This window comes from Actinosynnema sp. CA-299493 (assembly GCF_050946825.1).
Lineage (GTDB): Bacteria > Actinomycetota > Actinomycetes > Mycobacteriales > Pseudonocardiaceae > Actinosynnema.
In genome coordinates, this window is record NZ_CP191993.1 from 7,472,421 (window position 1) to 7,497,336 (window position 24,916).

The 24,916-nt window shown below is 73.6% G+C and carries 24 protein-coding genes and 1 rRNA gene; 3 read left to right on the top strand and 22 right to left on the bottom strand.

Going from position 1 to position 24,916, the window contains the following annotated elements:
* Positions 1-146 precede the first annotated feature (146 nt).
* The 8 genes from ACQPYE_RS31485 to xerD form a co-directional block, all read right to left on the bottom strand.
* Entirely contained in the window at positions 147-3,911 is a 3,765-nt protein-coding gene (locus ACQPYE_RS31485; protein ID WP_498716617.1) for an nSTAND1 domain-containing NTPase, read from the bottom strand.
* Between the two features lie 182 nt (positions 3,912-4,093).
* The gene (locus ACQPYE_RS31490; protein ID WP_498716618.1) at positions 4,094-4,840 is read right to left on the bottom strand and encodes a pseudouridine synthase; all 747 of its coding nucleotides are present in this window, start codon (positions 4,838-4,840) and stop codon (positions 4,094-4,096) included.
* Entirely contained in the window at positions 4,833-5,651 is an 819-nt protein-coding gene (scpB, locus tag ACQPYE_RS31495; protein ID WP_498716620.1) for an SMC-Scp complex subunit ScpB, read from the bottom strand. The genes ACQPYE_RS31490 and scpB overlap by 8 nt, the downstream gene beginning before the upstream one ends.
* Positions 5,648-6,487 carry a segregation and condensation protein A gene (locus ACQPYE_RS31500; RefSeq protein ID WP_498723024.1) on the bottom strand — a complete coding sequence of 280 codons (840 nt, stop codon included), beginning with the start codon at positions 6,485-6,487 and terminating at the stop codon, positions 5,648-5,650. Before ACQPYE_RS31500 ends, scpB begins: the two co-directional genes overlap by 4 nt.
* 47 nt (positions 6,488-6,534) lie before the next feature.
* The gene (locus ACQPYE_RS31505) at positions 6,535-6,870 is read right to left on the bottom strand and encodes a hypothetical protein (protein WP_498716622.1); all 336 of its coding nucleotides are present in this window, start codon (positions 6,868-6,870) and stop codon (positions 6,535-6,537) included.
* Positions 6,867-7,841 (bottom strand): ParA family protein, encoded by a 975-nt coding sequence (locus tag ACQPYE_RS31510; RefSeq protein WP_498716624.1) that lies wholly within the window; start codon positions 7,839-7,841, stop codon positions 6,867-6,869. Before ACQPYE_RS31510 ends, ACQPYE_RS31505 begins: the two co-directional genes overlap by 4 nt.
* Before the next feature lie 143 nt (positions 7,842-7,984).
* Positions 7,985-8,353: an ArsR/SmtB family transcription factor gene (locus tag ACQPYE_RS31515; protein ID WP_498716625.1), complete on the bottom strand. Its 369-nt coding sequence runs from the start codon at positions 8,351-8,353 to the stop codon at positions 7,985-7,987.
* A gap of 84 nt (positions 8,354-8,437) precedes the next feature.
* Positions 8,438-9,526: a site-specific tyrosine recombinase XerD gene (gene xerD / locus ACQPYE_RS31520; RefSeq protein ID WP_498716628.1), complete on the bottom strand. Its 1,089-nt coding sequence runs from the start codon at positions 9,524-9,526 to the stop codon at positions 8,438-8,440.
* A 168-nt stretch (positions 9,527-9,694) separates the two neighbouring features.
* Here xerD and ACQPYE_RS31525 point away from each other — a divergent pair, with 168 nt between their 5' ends.
* Positions 9,695-10,336: a DUF1707 domain-containing protein gene (locus ACQPYE_RS31525; RefSeq protein WP_498716629.1), complete on the top strand. Its 642-nt coding sequence runs from the start codon at positions 9,695-9,697 to the stop codon at positions 10,334-10,336.
* On the opposite strand, the gene ACQPYE_RS31530 is transcribed toward ACQPYE_RS31525, so the two are convergent.
* Entirely contained in the window at positions 10,325-10,705 is a 381-nt protein-coding gene (locus ACQPYE_RS31530) for a DUF2752 domain-containing protein (protein ID WP_498716631.1), read from the bottom strand. The genes ACQPYE_RS31525 and ACQPYE_RS31530 overlap by 12 nt on opposite strands.
* A gap of 33 nt (positions 10,706-10,738) precedes the next feature.
* Between ACQPYE_RS31530 and ACQPYE_RS31535 the strand changes: the two genes are divergently transcribed.
* Positions 10,739-11,101, top strand: coding sequence for a hypothetical protein (locus ACQPYE_RS31535; RefSeq protein ID WP_498716632.1), 363 nt, complete (start codon positions 10,739-10,741; stop codon positions 11,099-11,101).
* A gap of 138 nt (positions 11,102-11,239) precedes the next feature.
* On the opposite strand, the gene ACQPYE_RS31540 is transcribed toward ACQPYE_RS31535, so the two are convergent.
* From ACQPYE_RS31540 to ACQPYE_RS31595, 12 genes are all read right to left on the bottom strand, one after another.
* Positions 11,240-11,818 (bottom strand): NUDIX domain-containing protein, encoded by a 579-nt coding sequence (locus tag ACQPYE_RS31540; RefSeq protein ID WP_498716636.1) that lies wholly within the window; start codon positions 11,816-11,818, stop codon positions 11,240-11,242.
* A 38-nt stretch (positions 11,819-11,856) separates the two neighbouring features.
* Entirely contained in the window at positions 11,857-13,548 is a 1,692-nt protein-coding gene (pyrG, locus tag ACQPYE_RS31545) for a CTP synthase (RefSeq protein ID WP_498716638.1), read from the bottom strand.
* Positions 13,549-13,881: 333 nt separating this feature from the next.
* A complete protein-coding gene (locus ACQPYE_RS31550; protein WP_498716639.1) occupies positions 13,882-14,820 on the bottom strand; it encodes a copper transporter in 939 nt (312 codons plus the stop codon).
* A complete protein-coding gene (gene steA, locus ACQPYE_RS31555; RefSeq protein WP_498716640.1) occupies positions 14,817-16,001 on the bottom strand; it encodes a putative cytokinetic ring protein SteA in 1,185 nt (394 codons plus the stop codon). Before steA ends, ACQPYE_RS31550 begins: the two co-directional genes overlap by 4 nt.
* Positions 16,002-16,076: 75 nt before the next feature.
* Positions 16,077-16,838, bottom strand: coding sequence for a hypothetical protein (locus tag ACQPYE_RS31560; RefSeq protein ID WP_498716642.1), 762 nt, complete (start codon positions 16,836-16,838; stop codon positions 16,077-16,079).
* Between the two features lie 105 nt (positions 16,839-16,943).
* Positions 16,944-17,579: a hypothetical protein gene (locus ACQPYE_RS31565; protein ID WP_498716643.1), complete on the bottom strand. Its 636-nt coding sequence runs from the start codon at positions 17,577-17,579 to the stop codon at positions 16,944-16,946.
* Positions 17,576-19,357, bottom strand: a complete 1,782-nt coding sequence (gene recN, locus ACQPYE_RS31570; protein WP_498716645.1) for a DNA repair protein RecN — start codon at positions 19,355-19,357, stop codon at positions 17,576-17,578. Before recN ends, ACQPYE_RS31565 begins: the two co-directional genes overlap by 4 nt.
* A gap of 75 nt (positions 19,358-19,432) precedes the next feature.
* Positions 19,433-20,326, bottom strand: coding sequence for an NAD kinase (locus tag ACQPYE_RS31575; protein WP_498716646.1), 894 nt, complete (start codon positions 20,324-20,326; stop codon positions 19,433-19,435).
* An 11-nt stretch (positions 20,327-20,337) separates the two neighbouring features.
* Positions 20,338-21,144 (bottom strand): TlyA family RNA methyltransferase, encoded by an 807-nt coding sequence (locus ACQPYE_RS31580; RefSeq protein ID WP_498716648.1) that lies wholly within the window; start codon positions 21,142-21,144, stop codon positions 20,338-20,340.
* Between the two features lie 3 nt (positions 21,145-21,147).
* Positions 21,148-21,321 carry a hypothetical protein gene (locus ACQPYE_RS31585; RefSeq protein WP_197289787.1) on the bottom strand — a complete coding sequence of 58 codons (174 nt, stop codon included), beginning with the start codon at positions 21,319-21,321 and terminating at the stop codon, positions 21,148-21,150.
* Between the two features lie 5 nt (positions 21,322-21,326).
* A complete protein-coding gene (locus ACQPYE_RS31590) occupies positions 21,327-22,115 on the bottom strand; it encodes an HAD-IIA family hydrolase (RefSeq protein WP_498716650.1) in 789 nt (262 codons plus the stop codon).
* A gap of 108 nt (positions 22,116-22,223) precedes the next feature.
* Positions 22,224-23,075: a hypothetical protein gene (locus ACQPYE_RS31595; protein ID WP_498716651.1), complete on the bottom strand. Its 852-nt coding sequence runs from the start codon at positions 23,073-23,075 to the stop codon at positions 22,224-22,226.
* A 237-nt stretch (positions 23,076-23,312) separates the two neighbouring features.
* Between ACQPYE_RS31595 and ACQPYE_RS31600 the strand changes: the two genes are divergently transcribed.
* Positions 23,313-24,686, top strand: coding sequence for a hypothetical protein (locus ACQPYE_RS31600; RefSeq protein WP_498716653.1), 1,374 nt, complete (start codon positions 23,313-23,315; stop codon positions 24,684-24,686).
* 89 nt (positions 24,687-24,775) lie between these two features.
* On the opposite strand, the gene rrf is transcribed toward ACQPYE_RS31600, so the two are convergent.
* Positions 24,776-24,892: ribosomal RNA gene (gene rrf, locus ACQPYE_RS31605) — 5S ribosomal RNA — on the bottom strand.
* Positions 24,893-24,916 lie beyond the last annotated feature (24 nt).

A 24,916-nucleotide genomic window follows, 5' to 3' on the forward strand; every position in this document is an offset into this window, starting at 1 on the left:
TCAACCCCAGCCAACCCGGCTCAATCTAGAGAGTGAAGTCCGCCGCCACAATGAGTGGCGGTAAAACTTCATGATGTGATCTTGCAAGTTGCTGTCAGCGGGCACTGAAGCGACCTGGGCGCGTCGCCCGCGCCGGCTGGGGCCGGCTAGGGCCGGTCGCACGGCGGGTCGTGGGGCAGGTCGGGGAAGTAGCCCGCCCACTGCCGGTCGGTGATCCCGGGGTACGCGGTGGCGCAGATCCGGTCCACCACCGCGCCCAGGTCGGTCTGCCAGAACCGGAGCACCGAGTCGCCCGCGCTGACCAGCGTGCGCCCATCGGGCGCGAACGCCACCGAGTTGGCGCCCGACGAGTGCGCGGCGAACACGGCCGACCGGCGGACGGGCCCGTCGGCGGGCACGTCGTGCAGGCGCAGGTTCCCGTCGGCGTCGGCGACCACCAGCAGGTCGTCGACGACCGCGACCGCGCGCACCGCCGACCCGAGCACCTCCGCGGCGGTGAACCGCACCGGCGAGTCGTCGCCGGGGTCGTGCCCCGTCCCGGGTTCGCGCCACAGCACGGCCCTGCCGTCCGACTCCACCACCACCAGCCCGCCGGGCGCCGGCACCACCGCGGCGATGTACCTGACGAGGTCCAGCCCGACCCGGCGGCGCCGCTCGGGCCACATCGGCACGGTCACGTCCCACTCCTCGACCGCCCCGCCGTACTTGGCGACCACCAACCGGTCGCCGGTCCGGTCGAACGCCAGCGCGCTGGTCACCAGCTCCGGGTTGTCCTCGTCGCCGAACTCGGCGACCTCCTCCACGGTCGCGACGTTCCACAGCCGCGCCACGCCGTCCTCCAGCCCGCCGGTGGCGAAGTGCACGCCCTTCGGGCTGAACGCCACCAGGTGCGCCCGCCCGGCCTCGCCGACCAGGTCCGGCGCGGCCGGGTTGGTGGTCCGCCACACCCGCACCCGCGTGTCCTCGCCGACCGTGACCAGGTGCTCGCCGTCCCGGCTGAGCGCGGCGGTGCGGACGGGGCCCGGGTGCGCGGTCAACGGCCAGGCGGTGCGCGGGCCGCGCGGCTCGGAGATGTCGACCAGCCTCAGCACGCCGTCGACGTCCACGGTGGCGGCCAGGCCGCGGTCGGCGGCGACCACGACCGAGCGCGGCGTCGTCGGGTGGGCGACCGGCAGGTCGGTGAGGTCGGTGAGCCGGGCGGCGCGGTCGCCCCCGGCGGTGACCAGGGCACGTCCCCCGGCGGCGAAGGTCAGCGCGGTGGCCACCCCGAGGTGGCCGTCGAGCGTGGCGGCCTCGACCGGCGCGTGCCGGTCGGTGACGTTCCACAACCGCGCGGACCGGTCGTCGCCCGCCGTGGCGAGCAGCCGCGCGTCAGCGTCGAACGCCAGGGCGCGCACGTCACCGCCGTGCCGCAGGGCGGCGGTCTGCCGCGCGGGCCCACCACCGTCGGCGACCTCCCACAACCGCACCACCCGGTCCTCCCCCGCCGTGGCCAGCACCCGGCCGCCGTCGCCGACCGCCAGCGCGGTGACCGCGCCGACGCCGTCGACCACGACGCCCGACGCGCCGCTGGCCAGGTCGACCGCGAGCACCCGGTCGCCGGAGCCGACCGCCACCACGTGTCCGGAGAGGAAGGCCACCTGGTGCGACGACTCGCCGGTCGGCGGCAGCTCCACCCTCGTGCCGCGGCCGGCCAGATCCCACACCCGCGCCGGTCCGGCGTCGAACCCGGCCACGAGGTGGCGGGCGTCCGGCGAGAACGCCAGGGCCAGCGTCGGCCGGGGCGACAGGTCGACGAGCCGGTGCGTGACCACGGGGTGGCGGGGGTCCGTCACCCGCCACACCACGATGTAGTTGTCCGCCGCGCCGGCGAGCCACTCGCCGTCGTCGGAGAACGCCAGCACCCTGGGCGTGCTGACCCCGGTCAACGTGACGAGGTGCTCGGGGCGGTGCGGGTCGGCGATGTCCACCAGGCGCACGTCCGCGGTGGTGGTGTCGTCCACGACGGCGAGCAGCGAGGCGGTCGGGCCGGCGGCCATCGCGCGCACCGCGCCGATCCGGGTCGAGTAGGGCTCGGTGAACGCGCCGAACAGCGCGTCCCGCGTCTCCGGCAGCGGCGCGAGCCGGTGCGCGGCCAGCGTGAGCTGCAACGACAGCGCCGGGTCGGCGTCACGCAGCGCGGCGGCCTGGGTGATCACCTTGTGCGCCAGCGCGATGTTGCGCTGCTCGGTCGCGGACCGCTCGGCGCGGACGGCGAACACGATCGCGCTGGACGCCAGCACCAGCAGCACGGCCATCACCGACACGAGCTGCCGCAGCCGCCGCGTGCGCCGGTGCTCGATCGCGCGCACCGCGTCGTCCGCGGCGATGCTGGCCTCCAGGAACCGGATCTCGCCGGGCGTGAGCCCGCGCGTCCCGTCGACCCACTCGCGCACCAGCGCCAGCCGGGCGCCCCGGTACAGCGCGCCGGGGTCGTGGTCCAGTGCCTCCCAGGTGTGCGCGGCCTCGGTCAGCATCCGCTGCACCCGCAGGCCCGCCCGGTCCTCGGCGATCCAGCCGCGCAGCCGCGGCCAGTTGCGGATCAACGCCTCGTGCGCCAGCGCCACCGCGTCGCGGTCCAGCACCACCAGCCGGGCCTGCGCCAACGCGGCCAGCACCTCCGCGCCGTCGCCCTCGGCGTGGTGGTCGACCTCGGCGCGGGCGACGCGGCGCTTGGTGTCCTCGGTGCCCTCGCCGACCGCGATCAGCCGCAGGAACACCTGCTGGGCGATCAGCCGTCGGGCCGGGCTCATCGCCGTGTAGACGTGCTCGGCGCTGCGCGCGATCGAGTGCTCGACGCCGCCGACCTCCTCGTAGCCCGCCAGGGTCAGCGCGACACCGCGCCGCCGGCGCCACGTCTCCAGCAACGCGTGCGACACCAGCGGCAGCACCGCCGGTTGGCCCGCCGCGTCCGAGACCAGGCGCGTGACCAGCGCGGTCTCGACCTTGCAGCCGACCGCGACGGCGGGCGACACGATCGCCTCGCGCAGCTCGTCCGCGGACATCGGTCCGACCAGGACGTGCCCGCCGCGCAGCGCCTCCACCAGCTCGGGGTACTGGCCGCAGTGTCCGAGGAAGTCGGCCCGGACGCCCAGCACCACCCGCGTGCGGCTGGTCGGCGCGGACGCGGCGGTGGTCAGCGCGGCGATGAACGCGGACCGTTCGGCGGGGTCCCGGCACAGCGTGAAGACCTCTTCGAACTGGTCGACCACGATCAGCAGGTCGTCGTCGCCGACGACGAGCGCCTGCCGCACGCGCAGGTGCAGGTTCTCCCGGTACGCGGTGAACTCGGCGGCCAGCGCGGGCGCGTCACCGCCGGTGCTCGCGGCCACCCGCACCGCCAGCTCCTGCACCGGCCGCGCGCCGGGCGTGAGCACCACCGAGGGCCGGTCCCACGTCGCCACCAGGCCCGCCCGCAGCACCGACGACTTGCCCGAGCCGGACGCGCCGAACACACCGGCGAACCGCCGCTGCCCGACGAGACCCACGACTTCGCGCACGACGCGGTCGCGGCCGAAGAACCGGTCCGCGTCCCGCACCTGGAACGCCGCCAACCCCGTGTACGGGGCCTCGACCACTTCCGACGGCGTGCGCGGGTTCGCGTCGGCGACCCGTTCGGCCAGCACCCGCCAGCGCGCCTCCCACGCCGCCGCGTCACCGCCGCAGGCGCGCACGTACGCCAACGTGACCGCGAGGCTCGGCAGCTTCCGGCCGTTCGCCGCCTCCGACAGCGCCGCCGCCGAGTAGTGGGCGGCCCGGGCGAGCCGCCGGTAGGTGGGGCTGCCCGCCCGTTCCCGCAGAGCCCTCAGGTCGGCGGCGAACTCGCCGAGGTCACGGCTGTCCGCCCGTAACGGGCCCTCCGGTCTGGCCATCGTCGTCGCCCTCCCCTTCGAGAGGGCGATTGTTCAGAAAAGCCTGTTCAGCGTCCACGCGCTGACACTGAACAACCCGTCTGCCGTAGGAATGGCGGTGGAGCCGCGTACGGGTTCCGCGAGGGGGGCGGGGGGAGGGGCGCTTGGTGGTGAAGGGGGACTCCACCAAGCGCCTGCCCCGGCTACAGGCCGACGGCCTTGTAGAGGGAGCCGACTTCCTGGCGGTTGAGCACCCGCATCGAACCGGGGCGCTGGTTGCCGAGGCGCACGTCGCCCACGGCGGTGCGGACCAGGTTCTCGACGGGGTGGCCGACGTGGTCGAGCAGGCGGCGCACGATGTGCTTGCGGCCCTCGTGCAGGACCACCTCGACCAGCGCCTTGCCCGGCATCGACGAGATCAGCTTGAACGAGTCGACCGCGATCGGGCCGTCCTCCAGCTCGACGCCCGCGCGCAGCCGCTTGCCCAGGTCCTTCGGGATCGGGCCGGGCACCTCGGCCAGGTACGTCTTGGTGATCTCGTAGGACGGGTGCATCAGCCGGTGCGCGAGGTCGCCGTCGTTGGTCAGCAGCAGCAGGCCCTCGGTGTCGGCGTCCAGCCTGCCGACGTGGAACAGGCGTTCCCTGCGGTTGTGCAGGTAGTCGCCGACGCACGGGCGGTGCGCGTCGTCGTGCATGGTCGACAGCACACCGCGCGGCTTGTTGAACGCGATGGTGACCACGTCTTCCTTGAGCACCACGCGCACGCCGTCGACGTGCACGACCGCGGTGTCCGGGTCGACGCGGCGGCCCTGCTCGCGGACCACCTCGCCGTCGACCTGGACGCGGCCGAGTTCGATCAGCTCCTCGGCGACCCGCCGCGAGGCGATGCCCGCCTTGGCGAGCACCTTCTGGAGCCGGATCCCCTCGGGGTTGTGGTCCTGGTCAGACATCGTCGATCGCATCCACTTCGGGCAGGAGGGGAGCGATCGGCGGCAGGTCGCCCAACGACGACAGCCCCAACCGCTCCAGGAACAGTTCGGTCGTGCGGTAAAGGATGCCACCCGTGTCGGAGTCCGTGCCCGTCTCGGCGATCAGGCCACGCGCGACGAGCGTGCGGATGACACCGTCCACGTTCACCCCGCGCACCGCCGCGATCCGGGCCCTGGTCACGGGTTGCCGGTAGGCGATGACCGCGAGTGTCTCCAACGCGGCCCGGGTGAGCTTGGCGCGCTGCCCGTCGAGCAGCAGCTTCTCCACGAATGGCGCGAAGCGGTCCCGCGTGTAGAACCGCCAGCCGTCGCCGATTCTACGCAGGTCGATGCCGCTGCCCCGCTCGGTGTACCGGTCGGCCAGCCGGCGCAGGGCGGCGGTGACGCGCTTCACGGACTGGTCCAGGACGCCCGCGAGCTGCTCCTCGGCGATCGGGCTGTCCACGACGAGCAGGATCGACTCCACCGCGCCGTCGAGCTCGGCGTCGTCGGAGAGGTCCGGCAACCCGCCCGCCTCGGCCTCGTCCTCCGCCGCCGACGGTGGGACCTCGGGCCCCACCACCACATCGGGCCCGGTCGCCTCGGCCGCCACGACGGCGGGTCCGGCGACCGCGGGTCCGGCCGCCTTGGGTTTGGCCGCCTCAGGTCCGGCCGCCTCGGCGTCGTCCTCCGCGACCCGCTCGAACCCGGCCGCGACCGACTCCACCGCCACGTCGGGCCCGACCGCCGGTTCGTCCGCCGCGCCGGGGCCGACAGCTCCGTGGTCGCTCACCCGTACTCCTCGTCCTCGTCGTGGGCCTGCGCCCGCGCCTGCTCGATCGTGCCGCCGACCCACGTGATGCGCAGCTCGCCGAGCGGATCGGGCTGCTCGAAGGCCAGCGACTGCTCCCGGTACAGCTCCAGCAGCGCCAGGAACCGCGCCACGACCTCCATGGTCTCCGTGCACTCGGCGATCAGCTCGGCGAACGTCGCCGTGCCCAGCTCCGCCAGCCGTGCCCGCAGCGCGTCCGCGTGCTCGCGCACCGACACCCGGTGCTGGTGGATGTGCGACGTCGACACCGTCGGCGGCGGTTTGGGCCGGAACACGACCGCGGCGATCTCGCTGAACCGCCGGACGTCCACCCCCAGCATCACCTCGGGCAACAGCCCCTCGTACCGCTGCTCCAGCGCCACCGAGCGCGGGTAGCGCCGGTACGCGCCCCGCTCCAGCTCCGCGAACAGCGTCGCGACCTGCTTGTACGCCCGGTACTGCAGCAACCGCGCGAACAGCAGGTCCCGCGCCTCCAGCAGCGCCAGGTCCTCCTCGTCCTCCACGTCGCCCGAGGGCAGCAGCCGGGCCGCCTTGAGGTCCAGCAGGGTCGCCGCGATGACCAGGAACTCGGTCGTCTCGTCCAGGTCCCACTGGTCGCCCAACGCCCGGATGTAGGCGATGAAGTCGTCGGTGACGGTGTGCAGCGCCACCTCGGTCACGTCCAGCGTGTGCTGCGAGATCAGCTGGAGCAGCAGGTCGAACGGTCCCTCGAAGTTGGTCAGCTTGACCTTGAACCGGCCGTCGCCCGGCGCCGCAGGCTCCGCCACCTCGAACACCGCGGGCTCGGTCCCGACCACCTCGACCGGCGCGGCCACTCCGGGTCCGGTCCCGGGCGCGTCACCGCTCACTGCTCGCGCAACCTGCGCACCAGCAACGAGTCCTCGCCGTGCCCTTCGAGGTCGTCCAGCACGATCGCGATGGCCTCGCGCACCACGCGGCCCCGGTCGACCGCCAGGCCGTGCTCGCCGCGCAACGCCAGCCGCGCGTGCTCCAGCGCCAGCAGCTCCTCGTCGGACACGTACACGGTGATCTTCGTCGAGTGCTTCTGCCGCCCGGTGCCGCGCCGCGGCGCCGACGGCTCCGGATCGGGCGCGTCGGCGACGGCGGCGGTGGTAGTGACGGTGGCGGTGGTGAGACGGAACAGCTCGGACGCGCCCGGCAGCGATGGGCGACGGGTCACCGGGCGATCACCTCGCGCGCCAACGCCCGGTAGGCCTTCGCGCCCGCCGAGCGCGGTGCCCAGCTGGTGATCGGCTCGCCGGCGACGGTCGTCTCCGGGAACCGGACGGTGCGGTTGATCACCGTGTCGAACACGACGTCGCCGAACGCCTCGACCACGCGCGCCATCACCTCGCGGGAGTGCAGGGTGCGCGGGTCGTACATGGTGGCGAGGATCCCGGTGATCTCCAGCTTCGGGTTCAACCTCTCCCTGACCTTCTCGATGGTGTCTATCAGCAGGGCGACCCCGCGCAGGCTGAAGAACTCGCACTCCAGCGGGATGAGGACGCCGTCAGCCGCCGCGAGGGCGTTGACCGTGAGCAGGCCGAGCGACGGCTGGCAGTCCACCAGCACGTAGTCGTAGTGCTCGATGACCGGGCGCAGGGTGCGGACCAGCGTGTGCTCCCGGCCGACCTCGGAGACCAGCTGGATCTCCGCGGCGGACAGGTCGATGTTGCTGGGCAGCAGGTCCATGCCCTCGACCGGGGTCCTCATGATCACGTCACGGACGCCGACCTCGCGTTCCATGATCACGTTGTAGATCGTCTGGTCGAGCTGGTGCGGGTGCACGCCGAGGCCGACCGACAACGCGCCCTGCGGGTCGAAGTCGACCAGCAGCACCTTGCGGCCGTACTCGCTCAGCGCCGCGCCGAGGTTGATGGTGGACGTGGTCTTGCCGACCCCGCCCTTCTGGTTGCACACCGCCAGGATCTTCGCCGGACCGTGCCCGGCGACCAGCGGTGGATCGGCGACGAAGCGCAACGGACGGCCCGTCGGCCCCATATCACCCGCGACCTGCTCGGTCGCGTCTTCGTCCGCGGGTGCGGCGTGCGGGGCGAGGCTCAGCTCGACCGAGGCGCGCGGCACACCGGACGGTTGCGGGGGTGGTGGGGGTGGGCCCCACGCCTGACCCGCGTGCTCCGGTGTCGACATCGCCTTCCCGATTCCTAGTCCTCTGCCTGGGCGCAGCCTAGGCACACCGGAGGCCACCGGCAACGTGCCCCGCCGAAGCGCGGCCGATCGTCCTCAACCCGTTTCCCGAGGCTCCGGACGTCGGCGCCGCTGTCGGCGCGCGCTCAGGACGCCGCGCCCGCCGGCGCTCCGGACCGGTCGGCGGCGTGGTGACCGAGGTCGCGGCAGTGCCGCTCGGCCGCGCGGAGCACGACGTCGAGCAGTCCGGGGAACAGCTCGTCGAGGTCGTCGCGCCGCAGCGACACCCACCGCTGGTTGCCGCGGGCCCTGGTCCGGGTGATGCCCGCTTCCCGCAGCACGCGCAGGTGCTGCGACAACGTCGACTTGGCGACCTCGACCATCAGCGCGCCGCACAGCCGCTCGCCGTCGGACTCGATCTGCCGCACCACCGCCAGCCGGGTGGCGTCGCTCAACGCGTGCAGCACCGCGCCCAGCTCGATCGCGCTGCGCTCGGGCTCGTCCAAGTTCGGCACCGGGTCGACACCTCCAGCTCGTCGGGCTCATCGGAAGTGGGTGGGCGTCCGGTCGGGCGAGCGCCCACAATACCCGTGGCCGGCTCATGTTCCACCCGAAGCGCGAGGATGGGCGGTCGCGTAGACCTCGCGCAAGGTGTTGACGGTGACCAGTGTGTAGACCTGCGTCGTCGTCACGGAGGCGTGACCGAGCAGTTCCTGCACGACCCGCACGTCCGCGCCGCCTTCCATCAGGTGGGTGGCGAACGAGTGCCGCAGCGTGTGCGGTGAGACCTCGGCTTCGACACCCGCGCGCTCGGCCGCGGCCTTCAGCACGTGCCACGCGGTCTGCCTGGTCAACCGGCCGCCCCTGGCGTTGAGGAACAGCGCGGGCGTGCCGCGTTTGGCCAGGCTCGGGCGGGCGCGCACCAGGTACGCCTCCAGCGCCGCGAGCGCCGGGCGGCCGACGGGCACGATGCGCTGCTTGCCGCCCTTGCCGTCGAGCAGCACGGTGCGTTCGTCGGCGTCGACGTCGTCCACGTCGAGCCCGACCACTTCGGAGATCCGCGCGCCGCTGGAGTACAGCAGCTCCAGCAGGGCGCGGTCACGTAGGTGGGCGGGGGTGTCGGTGGGTCCTTCGAGGAGCTTCAGCACGTCGTGGACGGGCAGCGCCTTGGGCAGTCGGCGCGGCGGTGTCGGCGGGTGGACGCCGCGGGCCGGGTCGTGCGCGGTGATGCCTTCGAGGTGCGCGAACCGGTGCAGGCCGCGCACGGCGACCAGGGTGCGCGCGGCGGAGGAGGCGGCCAGGCCGGCTTCGCGCAACGTGGCCAGGAAGTCCCCGACCAGGGCTTCGGTGACGTCGGCCAGGTCGTCCACCCCGGTGGCCGCCAGGTGCGCGGTGTACCGGCGCAGGTCCCGGCCGTAGGAGTCGAGGGTGTTGCGCGCCGTGCCCCGCTCCACCGCCAGGTGGTCGAGGTACGCGCGCACCGCACGCGAGACAGGCGTCTGCGCGTTCTGCCGCGCTTCGGGGGCACGCCCGGCGGAGTCGTCACCGGCAGAGGTCGCCGTCATCCCGTCGGCGCCGGGTCGTCGCTGATCGCCTGTCGGGAAACCGTTGTCCGCCAACCCCGTCACGTAGGGCAGTGTGACGTTCGCGAGCGCCCACGTCGAGTCGCGCGGTACCGCGCCCGGCATGCCCACCACCTTCCACGCCGACCACCGCACCGCGCCCACCCCGGTCGCGTCCCGGGCGCGTCCCGGGCGCGTCCCGGGTGCCGCGACGCGGCGGCCGACACCCGTGGAGCGCAGGTCGACCAGCGGGTTCCGGCCCGACCGGCGGCCCGCGGCTGTTAGCGTCTACGTGTGTCGGAACCACACCAGGTGCGCATCGGCGACCAGCAGCGCGAAGAGGCGATCAGCGCGCTGAACGACCACTTCGCGGCCGGTCGCCTGGAGATCGGCGAGTACGAGCAGCGCGTCGGCTACGCGTCCGCGGCCCAGTCCGCGCAGGAGTTGGCCGCGCTGTTCCACGACCTGCCGCACCCGCACCCGGTGTTCCTGCCGCCCGGGTACCCGCCGACCGCCACGTACCCGCCGACCGCCACGTACCCGTCGGCCTCCGCGTACCCGCCACCGGCCCCGCCGCCGCCCGGTTACGCCGCCACGCCCGGCCAGGGCTTCCCCCACTACCCGCCGCCCGGCTACGCGGACCCGTCCCAGACCTACGGCACGGCGTACGGCTACCCGCCCGGGTTCACCCCGAACGCGCCGTACGGCCTGGACCCGGTCACCGGCCAGCCGCTGTCGGACAAGTCGCGCATCGCGGCGGGCGTGCTGCAACTCGCGCTGCCGTTCGGCATCGGCCGGTTCTACATGGGCGACACGGCGATCGGCATCGCCCAGCTGCTGACGTGCGGCGGGTGCGGCATCTGGTCCCTGATCGACGGGATCATCCTGCTGGTCAACGGCGGCACCGACAGCCAGGGCCGCAAGCTACGCGACTAGGTTCCGCGCGACCATCCACGTGACGGCCAGCGCCACCACCGGCACGCCCACCTTCCGCGACACCGGCGGCGTCGGCAGCCCCCGCTTGGCCGCCCGGAACCACCGCACCCACAACCAGGCCAGCAGCGGCAGCCCGACCAGCAGCATCACGGCGTTGAAGTGCCAGGCGCCGACCAGGTCGCCGTGCAGCAGGGCGTGCGCCATCCGGGTCGACCCGCAGGCCGGGCACTGGATGCCGGTCATCGCGTAGAGCGGGCACGGCGGCAGGAACGACCCGGGCTGGTTGGGGTCCACGAACAACAGCACCCCGCACCCGCCCACCGCCGCCGCGGCCACCGCCAACGGCCATCGCACACCCACGGACGCCATTATCCGCTCCCCGACCCCGGACACCCACCGATCATGAGCTTCTCCTGGTACGCGCGCCGCGCGGCGAACGCGACCCTGCCCCTGCCGCACCGCGTGTCGTCGTTCCGCTCGTGCGTGCGGCGCTTCCACGCGGCGACGTACGAGGACACCATGCGCTACCTGGAACTGGTGGCGGGCCCCTGCCAACAAGACGAGCGGGCGTTGGCGGCGGCGCTGGACGTGCTGCTGGTGCTGCGGGACCGGTGGAAGCTGCACCTGGAGACCTACGCGGCGACCCGTCGGGCGGAGAAGCGGCAGGGTCGGCGCACACCGCGCGGAGCCACGCCGTTCGACCGCGACCACGAACGCCCGCCGCTGCCCGACCTGCACCTGAACCGCGCGCCCGACAGGTCCTGAACGTTCGACTCACGTGTCCCGAACGTAGGACACGCGCGTCCTGAACGTAGGACACGCGGGCGCCGAACGTAGGACTCTCGCGCGAGTCCCACGTTCAGCGCCCGCGTGTCGAACGCTCGGGCACCGCGAGTCCCACGGTCAGGAATCGCGGGCGGCGAAGCGGGTCGGGCGGTCGGTGAACGGGGCGTCGGAGGGGCGCCCCGTTCCGCCGCCGGTGATCACGGCGTGGGCGGCGAGCAGCCCGGACACGGCGGGGCCGTTGACGATCTCCCCGGCCAGGACCATGTCCACCGCCTCGGCCAACGGGAAGCTCTTCGCCTCCAGGTCGGCCTCTTCATCGCCCTGCACGTCGCGATCGACCTCGGTGAGCCCACGAGCCAGGAACACCCGCACCACCTCGTCGGTGAACCCGGGTGACACGGCGACGTCCACCAACGTCACCCACTCCGACGCCGCCAGCCCGACCTCCTCGGCCAGTTCCCGCTCCGCGGCGGCCAGCGGCGTCTCGTCACCCCCGTCCAACAACCCGGCCGGCAGCTCCCAGAGCCGCCGGCCCAACGGGTGCCGGTACTGGTGGATCAACCTCACCGCACCGGCCTCGTCCAAGGCCACCACCGCCACCGCGCCGAGGTGTTCCACCACCTCGCGCGCTGCCGTACCGCCACCAGGCATGGCGACCTCGTCCACCCGCAACGCGACGACGCGCCCGACGTGCACGTCCCGCGACGAAACAGTCCCGAACTCGTGCCGAGGAGTCACTGCGCGGCCCCCGCGGTCTCGGGCAGCGGCAGCCGGTCGGCCAGCCGGTAGTCCAACGCCGCCTTCACGAACGCCGCGAACAGCGGGTGCGGGCGGGTCGGACGGGACTTCAGCTCCGGGTGCGCCTGCGTGGCCACGAAGAACGGGTGCACGTCGGCCGGCAGCTCGACGAACTCCACCAGCCGCCCGTCCGGCGACGTCCCGGAGAACACCAACCCCGCGTCGCCCAGCTTCGAGCGGTAGGCGTTGTTGACCTCGTACCGGTGCCGGTGCCGCTCGGAGACCTCCAGCGACCCGTACGCCGCCGCCACCTGCGACCCCGGCAGCAACGACGCCGGGTACGCGCCGAGCCGCATCGTGCCGCCCATGTCCCGCTGCCCGGAGACGACGTCCTCCTGGTCGGCCATGGTGCTGATCACCGGCGACCCGGTGTCCTCGAACTCCGACGAGTTCGCGTCGGCGATGCCCGCCAGGTTCCGCGCCGCCTCGATGACCAGGCACTGCAACCCCAGGCACAGGCCCAGCAGCGGGATGCCGCGGGTCCGCGCGTAGGTGATCGCGCCGATCTTGCCCTCGATGCCGCGCACCCCGAACCCGCCGGGGATGAGGATCGCGTCGAGCCCGCCCAGGGCGTGCGCCGCGCCGGACGGCGTCTGGCACTCGTCGGACGGCACCCACACGATCTCGACCTTGGTGCGGTGCGCGAACCCGCCGGCCCGCAGCGCCTCGGTCACCGAGAGGTAGGCGTCGGGCAGGTCGACGTACTTGCCGACCAGGCCGACGCGGACCTTCTCGGACGGGTTGTGCACGCGGTCGAGCAGGTCGCCCCACACGGTCCAGTCGACGTCGCGGAACGGCAGGTCCAGCCGCCGCACCACGTACGCGTCGAGGCCCTCGCCGTGCAGCACCTTGGGGATGTCGTAGATGGACCGCGCGTCCACCGCCGCCACCACGGCCTCGTTGTCCACGTCGCACATCAGGCCGATCTTGCGCTTCAGCGCGTCCGGGATCTCCCGGTCCGCCCGGCACACGATGGCGTCGGGCTGGATGCCGATGTTGCGCAGCGCGGCCACGGAGTGCTGCGTCGGCTTGGTCTTCAGCTCGCCCGACGGCGCGAGGTAGGGCACCAGCGACACGTGCAGGAAGAACACGTTGTCCCGGCCGACGTCGTGGCGCACCTGCCGGCACGCCTCCAGGAACGGCAGCGACTCGATGTCGCCGACCGTGCCGCCGACCTCGGTGATCACCACGTCCGGGGTGGCGCCGTCGGTGCCCGGCTCGGCCATGGCCCGGATGCGCCGCTTGATCTCGTCGGTGATGTGCGGGATCACCTGGACGGTGTCGCCCAGGTACTCGCCGCGCCGCTCCTTGGCGATGACCTCGGAGTACACCTGCCCGGTGGTCACGTTCGCGTCACCGGAGAGGTCCCGCGCCAGGAACCGCTCGTAGTGGCCGATGTCGAGGTCGGTCTCCGCGCCGTCGTCGGTGACGAACACCTCGCCGTGCTGGAACGGGTTCATCGTGCCCGGGTCCACGTTCAGGTAGGGGTCGAGCTTCTGCATGGTCACCCGGAGACCACGAGAGGTGAGCAGCTGTCCGAGGCTCGACGCGGTCAACCCCTTGCCGAGGGACGACGCGACACCCCCGGTGACGAAAACGTGCTTGGTCGTACGTGCCTGCTGCACCAAGGAGGCTCCCCGTGGTCTGGATGTCCGCTAGGGGCCGGCTGCGGTGGTTCCGCACAGCTCAGCGCCCTGTCCACGGGCCCTAACGCTAACACGCCGCCGGTCACCCAGCGCGCGGACGGGCACCCAAGCGTGTCACTCGGATGGCCTAGGCCGGTTCGAACAGGCGACCACAGCCCCGCGAATCGGGCGAAAACCCAGCGGGAACCCTGTGAAAACCGGGCGGGAACCCCGTGGGAACACCCGGTTGCCGGGTCCGGACCGGGCTCCCCGGTTTCCCCGCCGGACGCGCCCACGACCTGGGCCGCACCGGAAGCCCCGTCACGACTCGGCGGCTCAGCCGGACGCGCCCGGCGCGGGGGCTTCGGCGTTGCCCGCCACCCCGTACCGGCCCGCCTTCCCGTCCAGCTGCTCCCGCAGCGCGAGCACCACCACCACGCGCCCGGCCGCCGTGCCCGCGTGGTCCACGGTGGACAGCACCGACGTCGCCGCCGTGTCCGCCCGCACGACCCCGACCGCGCCCGTCCCGTCCGCCGACCCGTCGCCGCCCGCCAGCACCGCGCCCGCACCGGACCGGTCGAGCTGGGTGGCGAACCGCGCCACCACCGCCGCCCGGTCGGCCGCCGAGTCCCCCGCCACCGCGCCGCCGGTCAGCACCACGGCCAGCTGCGCGGGCCGCAAACCCTGGTCCACCTTGACGAACCCCGCGCTGGACAGCCCGCCGAGCGCCGCCGCCTGCTCGTCCGGCGTGGCCCGCGGCCGGTTGCCGCCCTGGTCGAGCAGCAGCACGGAGCCGAGCAGCCCGCCCGCCCTGGTGCCGGGGTCACCGCCGGTGGGCAGCAGGGTGCCCGCGGGCTGGAGCCGGGCGACCAGGTCGAGCAGCTGGTCGGCCTTGTCCGGGTCGGTGAACGACTCGGTGAGCTGGAGCTCGCCGGTGACCGTCGCCCCCGCCGAGCGCAGCAGGTCGGTCACCGCGTCCCGGTCGTCCGGCGCGGCGCCGGCGGTGGTGACCAGCAGCACGGTCCGGTCGGCCAGCTGCCCCTTCACCGCGAGCGGTCCGACGGTGCTCGCGAACCGGTCCGCGTCGGCGAGTCGGGCGTCCAGGCCGTTGCGCTCCGACTGCAACGCGGCGACCTCCCGGCCCAGCGCGCCGTTGTCCTCGTTGAGCCCGGACAGCAACCTGCCGCTGATCGCGGTCGAGCCGAGCACCACCCCGACGGCCAGGGCCAGGAACACCGCGGTGATGGAGACGATGTGGTAGCGCAGCGAGATCACGCGAACAACCCCCCGAACCAGTCGACGACGGAGTGCAACGCGCCGGCCGCGAGGTCCACGTAGGCCTGGCCGACCCCGGACACCGCCACCGCGGCGGCCATCGCCACCACCACCGCCAGCACCAGCAGGACGACCAACCCCGGCGACACCCGGCCGCGGTGCAGGGTCGCGACGGCGTGCCCGTCCACCAGCTTGTTGCCGAGCTTGAGCCGGGTGAGGAACGTCGAGGGGGTGGACCCGGCGTTGCCCCGGTCCAGGAACTCGCGCAGACCGGCCTGGAGGCCGACGGTCACCACCAGGGACGCGCCGTGCGCCTCGGCCAGCAGCAGCGCCAGGTCCTCGGCGTTGCCGGTCGCCGGGAACGTCACCGCGCCGATGCCCAGGTCCTGGATGCGCTCCAGGCCGGGCGCGTGGCCGTCGATCTGCGCGGGCACCACGACCTCCGAGCCGGACCGCAACGTCGCGGTGGCGATGGTGTCCGGGTCGCCGACGATGACGTCCGGGTCGAACCCGGCGTCGTGCAGGGTGTCCGCGCCCGCGTCGACGCCGATCAGCACCGGTCGGTGCTCGCGGATGTAGCGGCGCAGCTTGCGCAGCTCCTCGGCGTGCCGGGGACCGCCCGCGACGACCAGCACCTGCCGGTCGCGGATCGGCACGAGCAGCTCGGGCACGCCGAGGCCGTCCAGGAGCAGCGTCCGTTCCCGGCGCAGGAACTCGATCGTGTTCGCGGAGAACGCCTCCAGCTGCGCGGACATGCCCGCCTTGGCCTCGATCATCGCGTCGGCGATCGACTCGGCGTCCTGCGCGACGCCGCGCGCGACCTCCTTGTCGCCGACGAACACCCCGCCGTCGTGCAGCCGCAGCTTCGTGCCGTCCCTGACCTCGCGCAGCACCGCCGTGCCGACGCCGTCGACCAGCGCGACGCCCGCCTCGACCAGCAGTTCCGGGCCGAGGTTCGGGAACCGGCCGGAGATGGACGTCGAGGCGTTGACCACGCCGACCACCCCCGCGTGCACCAGGGCCTCGGCGGTGCGGCGGTCGATGTCGACGTGGTCGAGGACCGCGACGTCACCGGGACCCAGCCGGCGCAGCAGGTCGCCCGAGCGGCGGTCGACGCGCGCCACACCGGTGACGCCTGGCAGTTCGTGGTGTGCGCGGCCGAGCAACCCGGAGAGCTTCATGCACCGATGGTGACTCACGTCGCGCGCGGTCGGCGGCCAACACGCCGAGCCGATCCGGGCAGGTCAGTGACCTCGTCAATCCACAGTGGACGAATTACCCCCGGTAGGGTGACGTCGTTCGTCGGCCGCCGAACCCGGCGCGGCGTGCGGTCGGGGCAGGTCGACCACGGGTGGCAGCTCCGCCACCGGCGGCGCCACGGGGCCGGCCGGTGGGGCGGGTTCACCCGGTGGGACGGCCAGCTCCGTCACCGGGACGGGGATGCCGAACGGCGGCGTGTCGTCGTCCGCCACCTGGTACACCGACACCCCGGTGGGCCGCGGCACGCGGGCGGGCCAGTCGTGCGCCGCCACCGCGCCGACGAGCATCGCCACCGCCGACGCGCCGATCAGCCACGTGCCCGTGCCGATGAACGGCTCGTTGGTGAGCGTGGGCGGAGGCGTGCTGACCCCGAACAGGGTCCGCAGCGTCTCCACCGCGGCCCACACCGTGCCGACGAGCACCCCGACCGCCGCGAGCACCCCGAACCGGCCGACCGCCGCGAGCAGCGGCGAGCGCAGTTGCAGCAGCGCGCAGGCGCCGGCGAGGACGGCGGCGAAGACCAGGCCGTACCCGTAGACGGGGATGTCGAACCCGCCGCCGTCCGGGTTCACCACCACCGGCTCCTGCACGTACTCCCAGCCGGTGAGCGCCACGAGCCGGCGCACGCCGTCGGGGATCGGGCCGTCCAGCCCGGGCCGCGCGGAGGTCTCCACCCCGTACAGCGGGAACAACGAGCCCAGCACCACCATGAGCGCGCCCGCGCCGATGGTCAGGACGGCGAACGCGCGCCGGGTCATGTGGCCTTCTCCTCGGTGCTCCGTGCTCGGTGGCGTGCCGCGGCCCGGCGGACCGACCTGTCCACATCTACCAGCAAAGCCCGGCCGCGCCCCGACCCGCGCCCGTCACGGGCCTTCGGCTCGGCGGTCGTGCTCGGCGTCCGGGAGCCGCGCGACCTCCACCTCCGCCACCGGGATGCCGAACGGCGGGGTGTCCGTGTCGTCGTCCTCGCCACCGTCCACGCGGTAGACCACGGGTCCTTCGGGACGTGGCTCGGGCCGCCGGGCGTGCAGCAGCACGACGCCGACCACCGCGCCCACCACCGCCGCGCCCATCACCGCGATGCCCGCGCCGACCTCCACGCGGAAGTCGCCGTCGTCCGGCTGCCGCGACGCGTTGCCGACCGCGGCCATGACCGCCGCCCCCGCCGCCCACACCGCGCCGGCGAGCAGGCCCGTCCCGGAGATCGCCACGTAGCGGGCGGCCAGGCGCTGGCTCTCCGGCAGGAACACCAGCGCCACCGCGACCGCCAGCAACACCGCCGCCACCACGATCGGCACCCCGTACTGGGGGCTCCGGACGGGACCGAAGTCCATGCCCTCCGGCACGTTGGAGAAGACGTAGCTCCACGAGGTCGAGGTGATGTGCAGCCCCGAGCTCCTGGCGCTGGTGGACTCCCCGTACAGCGGCAGGAACGTGCCGACCACGGCCGCGACACCGGCCGCGACCAGCAGGACCGCGCCGACCAGGCGCCTGCTCACCTCTTCTTCGCCTTGCGCCGCACCACGGGCACGCTCTCCTTGTCGGCCTTCGCCGCCGCCAGCAGCTCCTCGGCGTGCGCGCGGCCGGTGTCGGTGGAGTCCATGCCGGCGAGCATCCGGGCCAGCTCGACCACGCGCTGCGACTCGTCCAGCCTGCGCACGCCGCTGCGGGTCAGCACGCCGTCCGCGGTCTTGTCGACCACCAGGTGCCGGTCGGCGAACGCGGCGACCTGCGGCAGGTGCGTGACCACGATGACCTGGTGGGTGCGCGCCAACCGGGCCAGCCTGCGGCCCACCTCGACCGCAGCCCGGCCACCGACACCGGCGTCGACCTCGTCGAACACCAGCGTGGGCACCGGGTCGGAGTGCGACAGCACGACCTCCAGCGCCAACATCACCCGCGACAGCTCACCACCGGACGCGCCCTTGTGCACCGGCAGCGCGGGCGCGCCGGGGTGCGCGATCAGCCGCAGCTCCACGTCGTCCACGCCGCTGGCGCCCGCGTGCAGCAGCCGCGCGCCCACCTTCAACGCCTGCGAGTCGCCCTGCTCGGCCACGCGGGGCCGCACCGCGACCTCGACCGTGGCGTGCGGCATGGCCAGGCCGGTCAGCTCCTCCGACACCGCCCGGCCCAGCTCCTCGGCCGAGGAGGTCCGTTCGGCGGTCACCCGGAGCGCGTACCCGGCCAGCTCCACGGCCAGCTCGTCGCGCCGCGCGGCCAACGCCGCCAACGCCTCGTCCGACGTGTCCAGCCCGGCCAGCCGCGACGACGCGTCCCGCGCCCACTCGATCACGCCGTCCACGTCGGCGGCGTACTTCCGGGTCAACGACTTCAGCTCGGCCTGGCGGGCGAGCACCTGCTCCAACCGGGCCGGGTCCGCGTCCAGGTGCTCCAGGTACGACACGATCTCCGCGCCGACGTCGGCCAGCAGCGACTCCGCCTCCACCAGCCGGGACTCCAGGTCGCGCAGCTTCGGGTCGTCCGACGCCACCAGCCGCCGCCGCGCCTCGCCGATCAGGCCCAGCGCGCCGGGCACGTCCGGGTCGCCGTCGGGCGAGCCCGCCACCGCGTACTGCGCGCCGGACGCGGCCTCCCGCAACTGGTCGGCGTCGGCGAGCCGGCGCGCCTCGGCGACCAGCTCCTCGTCCTCGCCGGGCTTCGGGTCGATCGAGCCGATCTCGGTCAGGCCGTGCCGCAGCATCTCGGCCTCGCGCGCCAGCTCGTGCGACCGGGCGGTGCGCTCGGTCAGCTCGGTCGCCACCCGCAGCCACTCGTCGCGGACCTTCCGGTAGGACCGCAGCGGCTCGGCGACCTCGTCACCGGCGAACCGGTCCAGCACCGCGCGCTGCTCGGCGGGCCGCAGCAGCCGCAGCTGGTCGTTCTGCCCGTGCACCGCGATCAGCTGCTCGGCCAGCTCGGACAGCACGCCGACGGGCACGGAGCGGCCACCGAGGTGGGCCCGGGAACGCCCGTCCGCGCCGACGGTGCGGATCGCGATCACGCTGCCGTCGTCGTCGGGCTCGCCGCCGACCTCCTCGGCGACCTTCGCCGCCGGGCTGCCCGCGGGCGCCTGGAACCGCCCCTCGACCACCGCCTTGTCCGCGCCGTTGCGCACGCGGGACGCCTCGGCCCGGCCACCGCTCAACAGGTGGAGCCCGGTCACGACCATCGTCTTGCCCGCACCGGTCTCGCCCGTCACCACGGTGAAACCGGCATCGAGCTCAAGGGTGGCCTCGTCGATCACACCGAGGCCCTGGATGCGCATCTCGGCCAGCACGCAGGGAACACTACTGGGCGACGCGGACAAAGCGTGTGCTCGGGGGAGGGTGTCCCCGTGTCGATCAAGCCCGGCTCACTCCGCCGACGGACCCCGCCACCCCTGCACCGGAAGCTCGAACTTCTCCACCAACCGGTCGGTGAACGGCCCCGGCCGCAACCGGACCAGCCGCAACGGCGTGCGACCGCCGACGACCTCGACGCGTGCGCCCGGCGGCAGGTTCACCGTGCGGCGACCGTCCGCGCACAACACCGCCGGATGCCCCTCGGGATCGACCTCCAGCGCCACCACGGACGCCGGCGACACCACCAGGGGCCGGGCGAACAGGGCGTGCGCGTTGCTCGGCACCACCAGCAGCGCCTGCACGTCCGGCCACACCACCGGGCCGCCCGCGGAGAACGCGTACGCCGTCGACCCGGTCGGGGTCGCCACCAGCACGCCGTCGCAGCCGAACGCCGACACCGGCCGCCCGTCCACCTCCACCACGACGTCCAGGATCCGTTCCCGGGTGCTCTTCTCCACGCTGGCCTCGTTGAGCGCCCACGTGCCCTCGATCTCCTCGCCGTCGATCGACGCGGTGATGTCGAGCGTCATCCGCTCCTCGACGTCGTAGTCCCGCTCGACGACGTGCTTGATCGCCTCGTACAGCGCGTCGGAGTCGGCCTCGGCCAGGAAACCGACCCGGCCCAGGTTCACCCCCAGCACCGGCACGCCCGCCGCCCGCGCCAGCTCCGCGGCCCGCAGCAGCGTGCCGTCACCGCCGAGCACGAACACCAGTTCGGTGCCCTCGGCGGCCTTCTCGTCGGCCGGCACGACCTGCGTGAAGCACGACGGGTCGAGGTCCGGCGCCTCGTCCTCCAGCACCCGGAGCTTCACCCCGCCCGCCGAGAACCGCGCCGCGACCTCCTGCGCCACCAGCACGTTGCTGCGCCGCCCGGTGTGGACGACGAGCAGGATCTCCCTGGTCACTGGATCCGTCCTCACTGGGGACCTTCCGCTACGGCGGCGCGCACGAGCGCGGTGGCGTCCGCCGCGTCCAGGGGTTCGCCCCGGCGCAGCCAGACGAAGAACTCGACGTTGCCCGACGGACCGGGCAGGGGGCTGGCGGTGACGCCGTGCAGGCGCAGGCCGAGCCCGGCGGCGGACGCGACCACGTCCAGCACCGCCTCCGCCCGCAACCCCGGGTCGCGCACCACCCCGCCCGAGCCGAGGCGTTCCTTCCCGACCTCGAACTGGGGTTTCACCATCGGCAGCAAGTCGCCCTCCTCGTCGAGGCACGCGGCCAGCGCGGGCAGCACCAGCCTCAACGAGATGAACGAGAGGTCGGCGACCACCAGTTCAACCGGACCGCCGATGTCTTCGGGCGTCAACGAACGCACGTTCGTCCTGTCCTTGACCACGACCCGGTCGTCGGTGCGCAACCGCCAGTCCAGCAGGCCGCGACCGACGTCGGCCGCGACGACCTGCCGCGCGCCCTCGCGCAGCAGCACGTCGGTGAACCCGCCGGTGGACGCGCCCGCGTCCAGGCACCGCCTGCCCTTGACGTCGACCCCGTCGAACGCCTCCAGCGCGCCGACGAGCTTGTGCGCGCCCCGCGAGGCGTAGTTCGGGTCGTCGGTCTCGCGGACCACCAGCGCGGTGTCCAGCTCGACGGCGGTGGCGGGTTTCGTGGCCACCGTGCCGCGCACGGTCACCCGGCCCTCGGCGACGAGTTGGCTCGCGTGCTCCCGTGACCTGGCCAGCCCGCGGCGGACCAGTTCGGCGTCCAGCCGAGCCCTGCGCGGCACCGGTCAGACCTTGTCGATGGTGGACAACGCGGCCGTCAACGCCGTGTGCGCGTCGTCGAACCGGGCCACGTGCTCGACCACGTCCAGCGCGTCCAGCCCGTCGAGACCGGCCAGCGCGTCGTCGATCCCGGCCACGGGATCGCGCGGCGGGCCGGGGAGGGGAACCTCGAAGCTCACAGGATTCAAGGTAGCCGATGGAGCACGGACAAGTCGGCAGCCACGTAGGTGGGGCGGAGGTCCGCCGGCAGTTCGTTCACTTCGGCTTCGGTGGACACGCCGGTGAGCACCAGCAGCGAGTCCATGCCCGCGTTGACCGCGCCCGCGATGTCCGTGTCGAGCCGGTCGCCGACCACCAGCGGCCGTTGCGCGCCCGCCGACTTCGCCGCCTGCTCCAGCAGCGGCGTGGCCGGCTTGCCCGCCACCAGCGGTGCCACGCCCGTCGCCGTCCGCAGCGCGGCGACCAGCGACCCGTTGCCGGGCAGCAGACCGCGTTCGGTGGGCAGGGTGGCGTCGACGTTGCAGGCGATCCAGTGCGCGCCGCCCTGGCGGATCGCCACGCACGCCTCGGCCAGCTCCCGCCAGCCCAAGTCCTGCGACAGGCCTTGGACGACGGCTTGGGCGTGCTCGGCGGTGCGGGTCGGCCGGTAGCCCCGCAGCCGGACCTGCTCGGCCAGCGCGTCCGTGCCCAGGACCAGCACGTGCGCGCCCTGCGGTACCAGGTCCAGCAGCATCGCCGCGCCCGCCTGGGCGCTCGTGCTGACCTCGTCCAGCGCGGCGTGGAAACCGAGCTCGGTCAGGTGCTCGGCCACCGTCTCCGGCGACCGGGACGCGTTGTTGGTGACGAACCGGATGCCGGTGCCGTGCTCGCGGGCGGCGGCGACGGCCTCGACCGCGCCGGGCACGACCTCCTGTCCCCGGTAGACCGTGCCGTCGAGGTCCAGCAGCAGGGCGTCGTAACGGTCCAGCAGCACAGGCGTCTCCGTTCGGGAGTCTTCCGGTCGGGAACAGTCTGAAGGCTCGGCGCCAGGTGGCGCCGAGCCTTCAGCTGTGACTTCGGTCTTGCGCGGCCTCGCGAGAGGTCAGTCCTGCGGGCTGAGGCCGAACGCGCGCTCGGCGGCGTCGGTCTCGTTGTCGTCGTCGGCCTGGGCGGCGTTGAGGAACCACTTCACGGCTTCCTCGGTGCGACCGGCGGCCTCCAGGTTGTCCGCGTAGGCGTAGAACAGCCGCGCGCTCCACGGGTCACGCCGCTTCTCGTCCAGGTCGTCGCCCTGCAACGCCACCACGGCCGCGTCCAGCTGCCCCATGTCGCGCCGGGCGCCGGCCGCGACGATCCGCAGCTCGACCGCCTCGTCCGGGGACAGCAGCGCCACCTGCGCCTCGCGGGCCAGCTCGATCGCCCGCTCGGGACGACCCAGCGCCCGTTCGCAGTCGGCCATCACCGCGACGTGCCCGGTGCCGTGCGACATGCGCCGCGCGGTCCGCAGCTCGGACAACGCCTCGGCCCACTCGCCGGCGTGGTAGGCGGCCAGCCCGGCGGCCTCCCGGACCACCGCGACCCGCGCCGCCTTCGTCCGCGCGTACCGCGCGTGCTCCAGCGCCAGCTCGGGCTCGCTGTCGATCAGCATGCCCGCCGCCGCCAGGTGCCGGCCCACGATGTCGGCCAAGCCCTTGGGCAGTCCGCGCAGCTCCTGCTTCACCTCGGGGTCGAGGATGGAGATGTCGGCGTCCTCGGGCAGCTCGGGCGTCCGTGCCCGGGTGAACACCCGCTCTTCGGACTCGCCCTCACCGGCCGCCGCGCCGGTCTCCGGTGCCCCGGCCTCCGGCGTCTCCGACTCCGCGACCGCGGGCTCCGAACCCTCCGCCGCCGCCTCGTCACCGCTCTCGTCGTCAGCTTCGGACTTCTCGTCCGCCGCCTCGACCTCCGCCGCCACCGACTCGTCGGCGACAACCGCGCCGGTCTCGACCGCCTCGACCGCTACCGCGTCGACCTCGACGGCAGTCGCCTCGACCTCGCCCGAGGTGTCCTCGGTGACCTGCTGCTCGTCGGTCTGGGAGACCCGCTCCTGGAACCGCGCGGCCCGATCACGGCTGCGCGAATCCCGCTTGTCACTGCCGGCCCTGTCACTGTTGGCCCTGTCACTGCCGGGCTTGTCGTGCCCGGCCTTGTCGTGGCGCGGCCGGTCGTCGCGGCGCTGGTAACCACCACGGTCACCGCTGGGCCGGTCATCACGGCGCGGGTAGCTCGGCCGGTCGCCACCGGTCCGGTCGTCCCGACGCGGGTAGCTGGAACGCTCCCCACCACGGTCGCCACTGGGCCGATCACCACTGGGCCGGTCGTCCCGCCGCTGATAACCACCACGATCGCTGCTGCGGTCATCGCGCCGGGGGTAGCTGGGCCGGTCGTCGCGCCGCTGGTACCCGCCACGGTCGCCACTGGGCCGGTCGCCACTGGGCCGGTCATCGCGGCGCTGGTAACCACCGCGGTCGCCACTCGGGCGGTCGTCCCGGCGGGGGTAGCTCGGTCGGTCACCGCTGGGCCGGTCATCGCGACGCGGGTAGCTCGGCCGGTCGCCACCGGTCCGGTCGTCCCGACGCGGGTAGCTGGAACGCTCCCCACCACGGTCGCCACTGGGCCGATCACCACTGGGCCGGTCGTCGCGGCGCTGGTAACCACCACGGTCACCGCTCGGGCGGTCGTCCCGACGCTGGTAACCACCGCGGTCGCTGCCGCCCCGGTCGTCCCGACGCGGATATCCGCCACGGTCGCCGCTGGGTCGGTCACTGCTCGAACGGTTCGGGCGGTCGCTGCCGGCGCGGTCGTCGCGACGCGGGTAGCTCGGCCGGTCGCTACCGGTCCGGTCGTCCCGGCGGGGGTAGCTCGGGCGGTCGCCACCAGGTCGGTCATCACGGCGCGGGTAGCTGGGACGGTCGTCGCGGCGCTGGTAACCACCCCGGTCGCTGCTGGAGCGGTCGTCACGCTTCGGGTAGCCGCCACGGTCCCCGCCGGGTCGCCCACCACCGGCCCGGTCGTCACGACGCGGGTAGCTGGGGCGCTCGCCCCGATCCGCTCCACGAGGAGCGGCGCCGCGATCGGAACCACGGTCGTCACGGGACTTGTCGTAGCGCGGGCGCTCACCACGGCTGTCATCGCGCCGGAACCCGCCCCGGTCACCGGTGCGGTCGTCGCGACGTGGTGCGCCACCGCGGTCATCGCGGCGCGGGTAGCTCGGCCGGTCGCCGGAATCGCGGCGGAAACCACCACTCCGGTTGTCATCCCGTCGTGGAGCTGCGCCACGGTCGTCACGGGGCTTGTCGTAGCGAGGGCGCTCGCCCCGGTTGTCATCGCGTCGGTCGCCGCCACGAGGCTTGTCACCACTCGTGTACCGGTCATTGCCGGGTCGGTCGTCCCGACGCGGCCCACCGCCGCTGCTGGTGGTCGGCTTACGACTTCCCTGGGCACGGCCACCGTCATCGGATCGGCGCGGTCGGTCTCCCTGGCCACGCTGACGGTCGCCGGGTCGATCCCCGAACCTGGGCACTAGCTCCTCCTACTGGTGGACACGCCGAAAGGGCCTGTGGTTGAAGCACAAATCAATGTGCCCCCAACCACAAGCCCTTTCAGGGAAAAATTGTTCGGCGGCGTCCTACTCTCCCACACCCTCACGAGTGCAGTACCATCGGCGCTGGAAGGCTTAACTACCGGGTTCGGAATGGGACCGGGTGTTCCCCAACCGCTATGACCACCGAAACACTATGAAATTACCAACCCGTA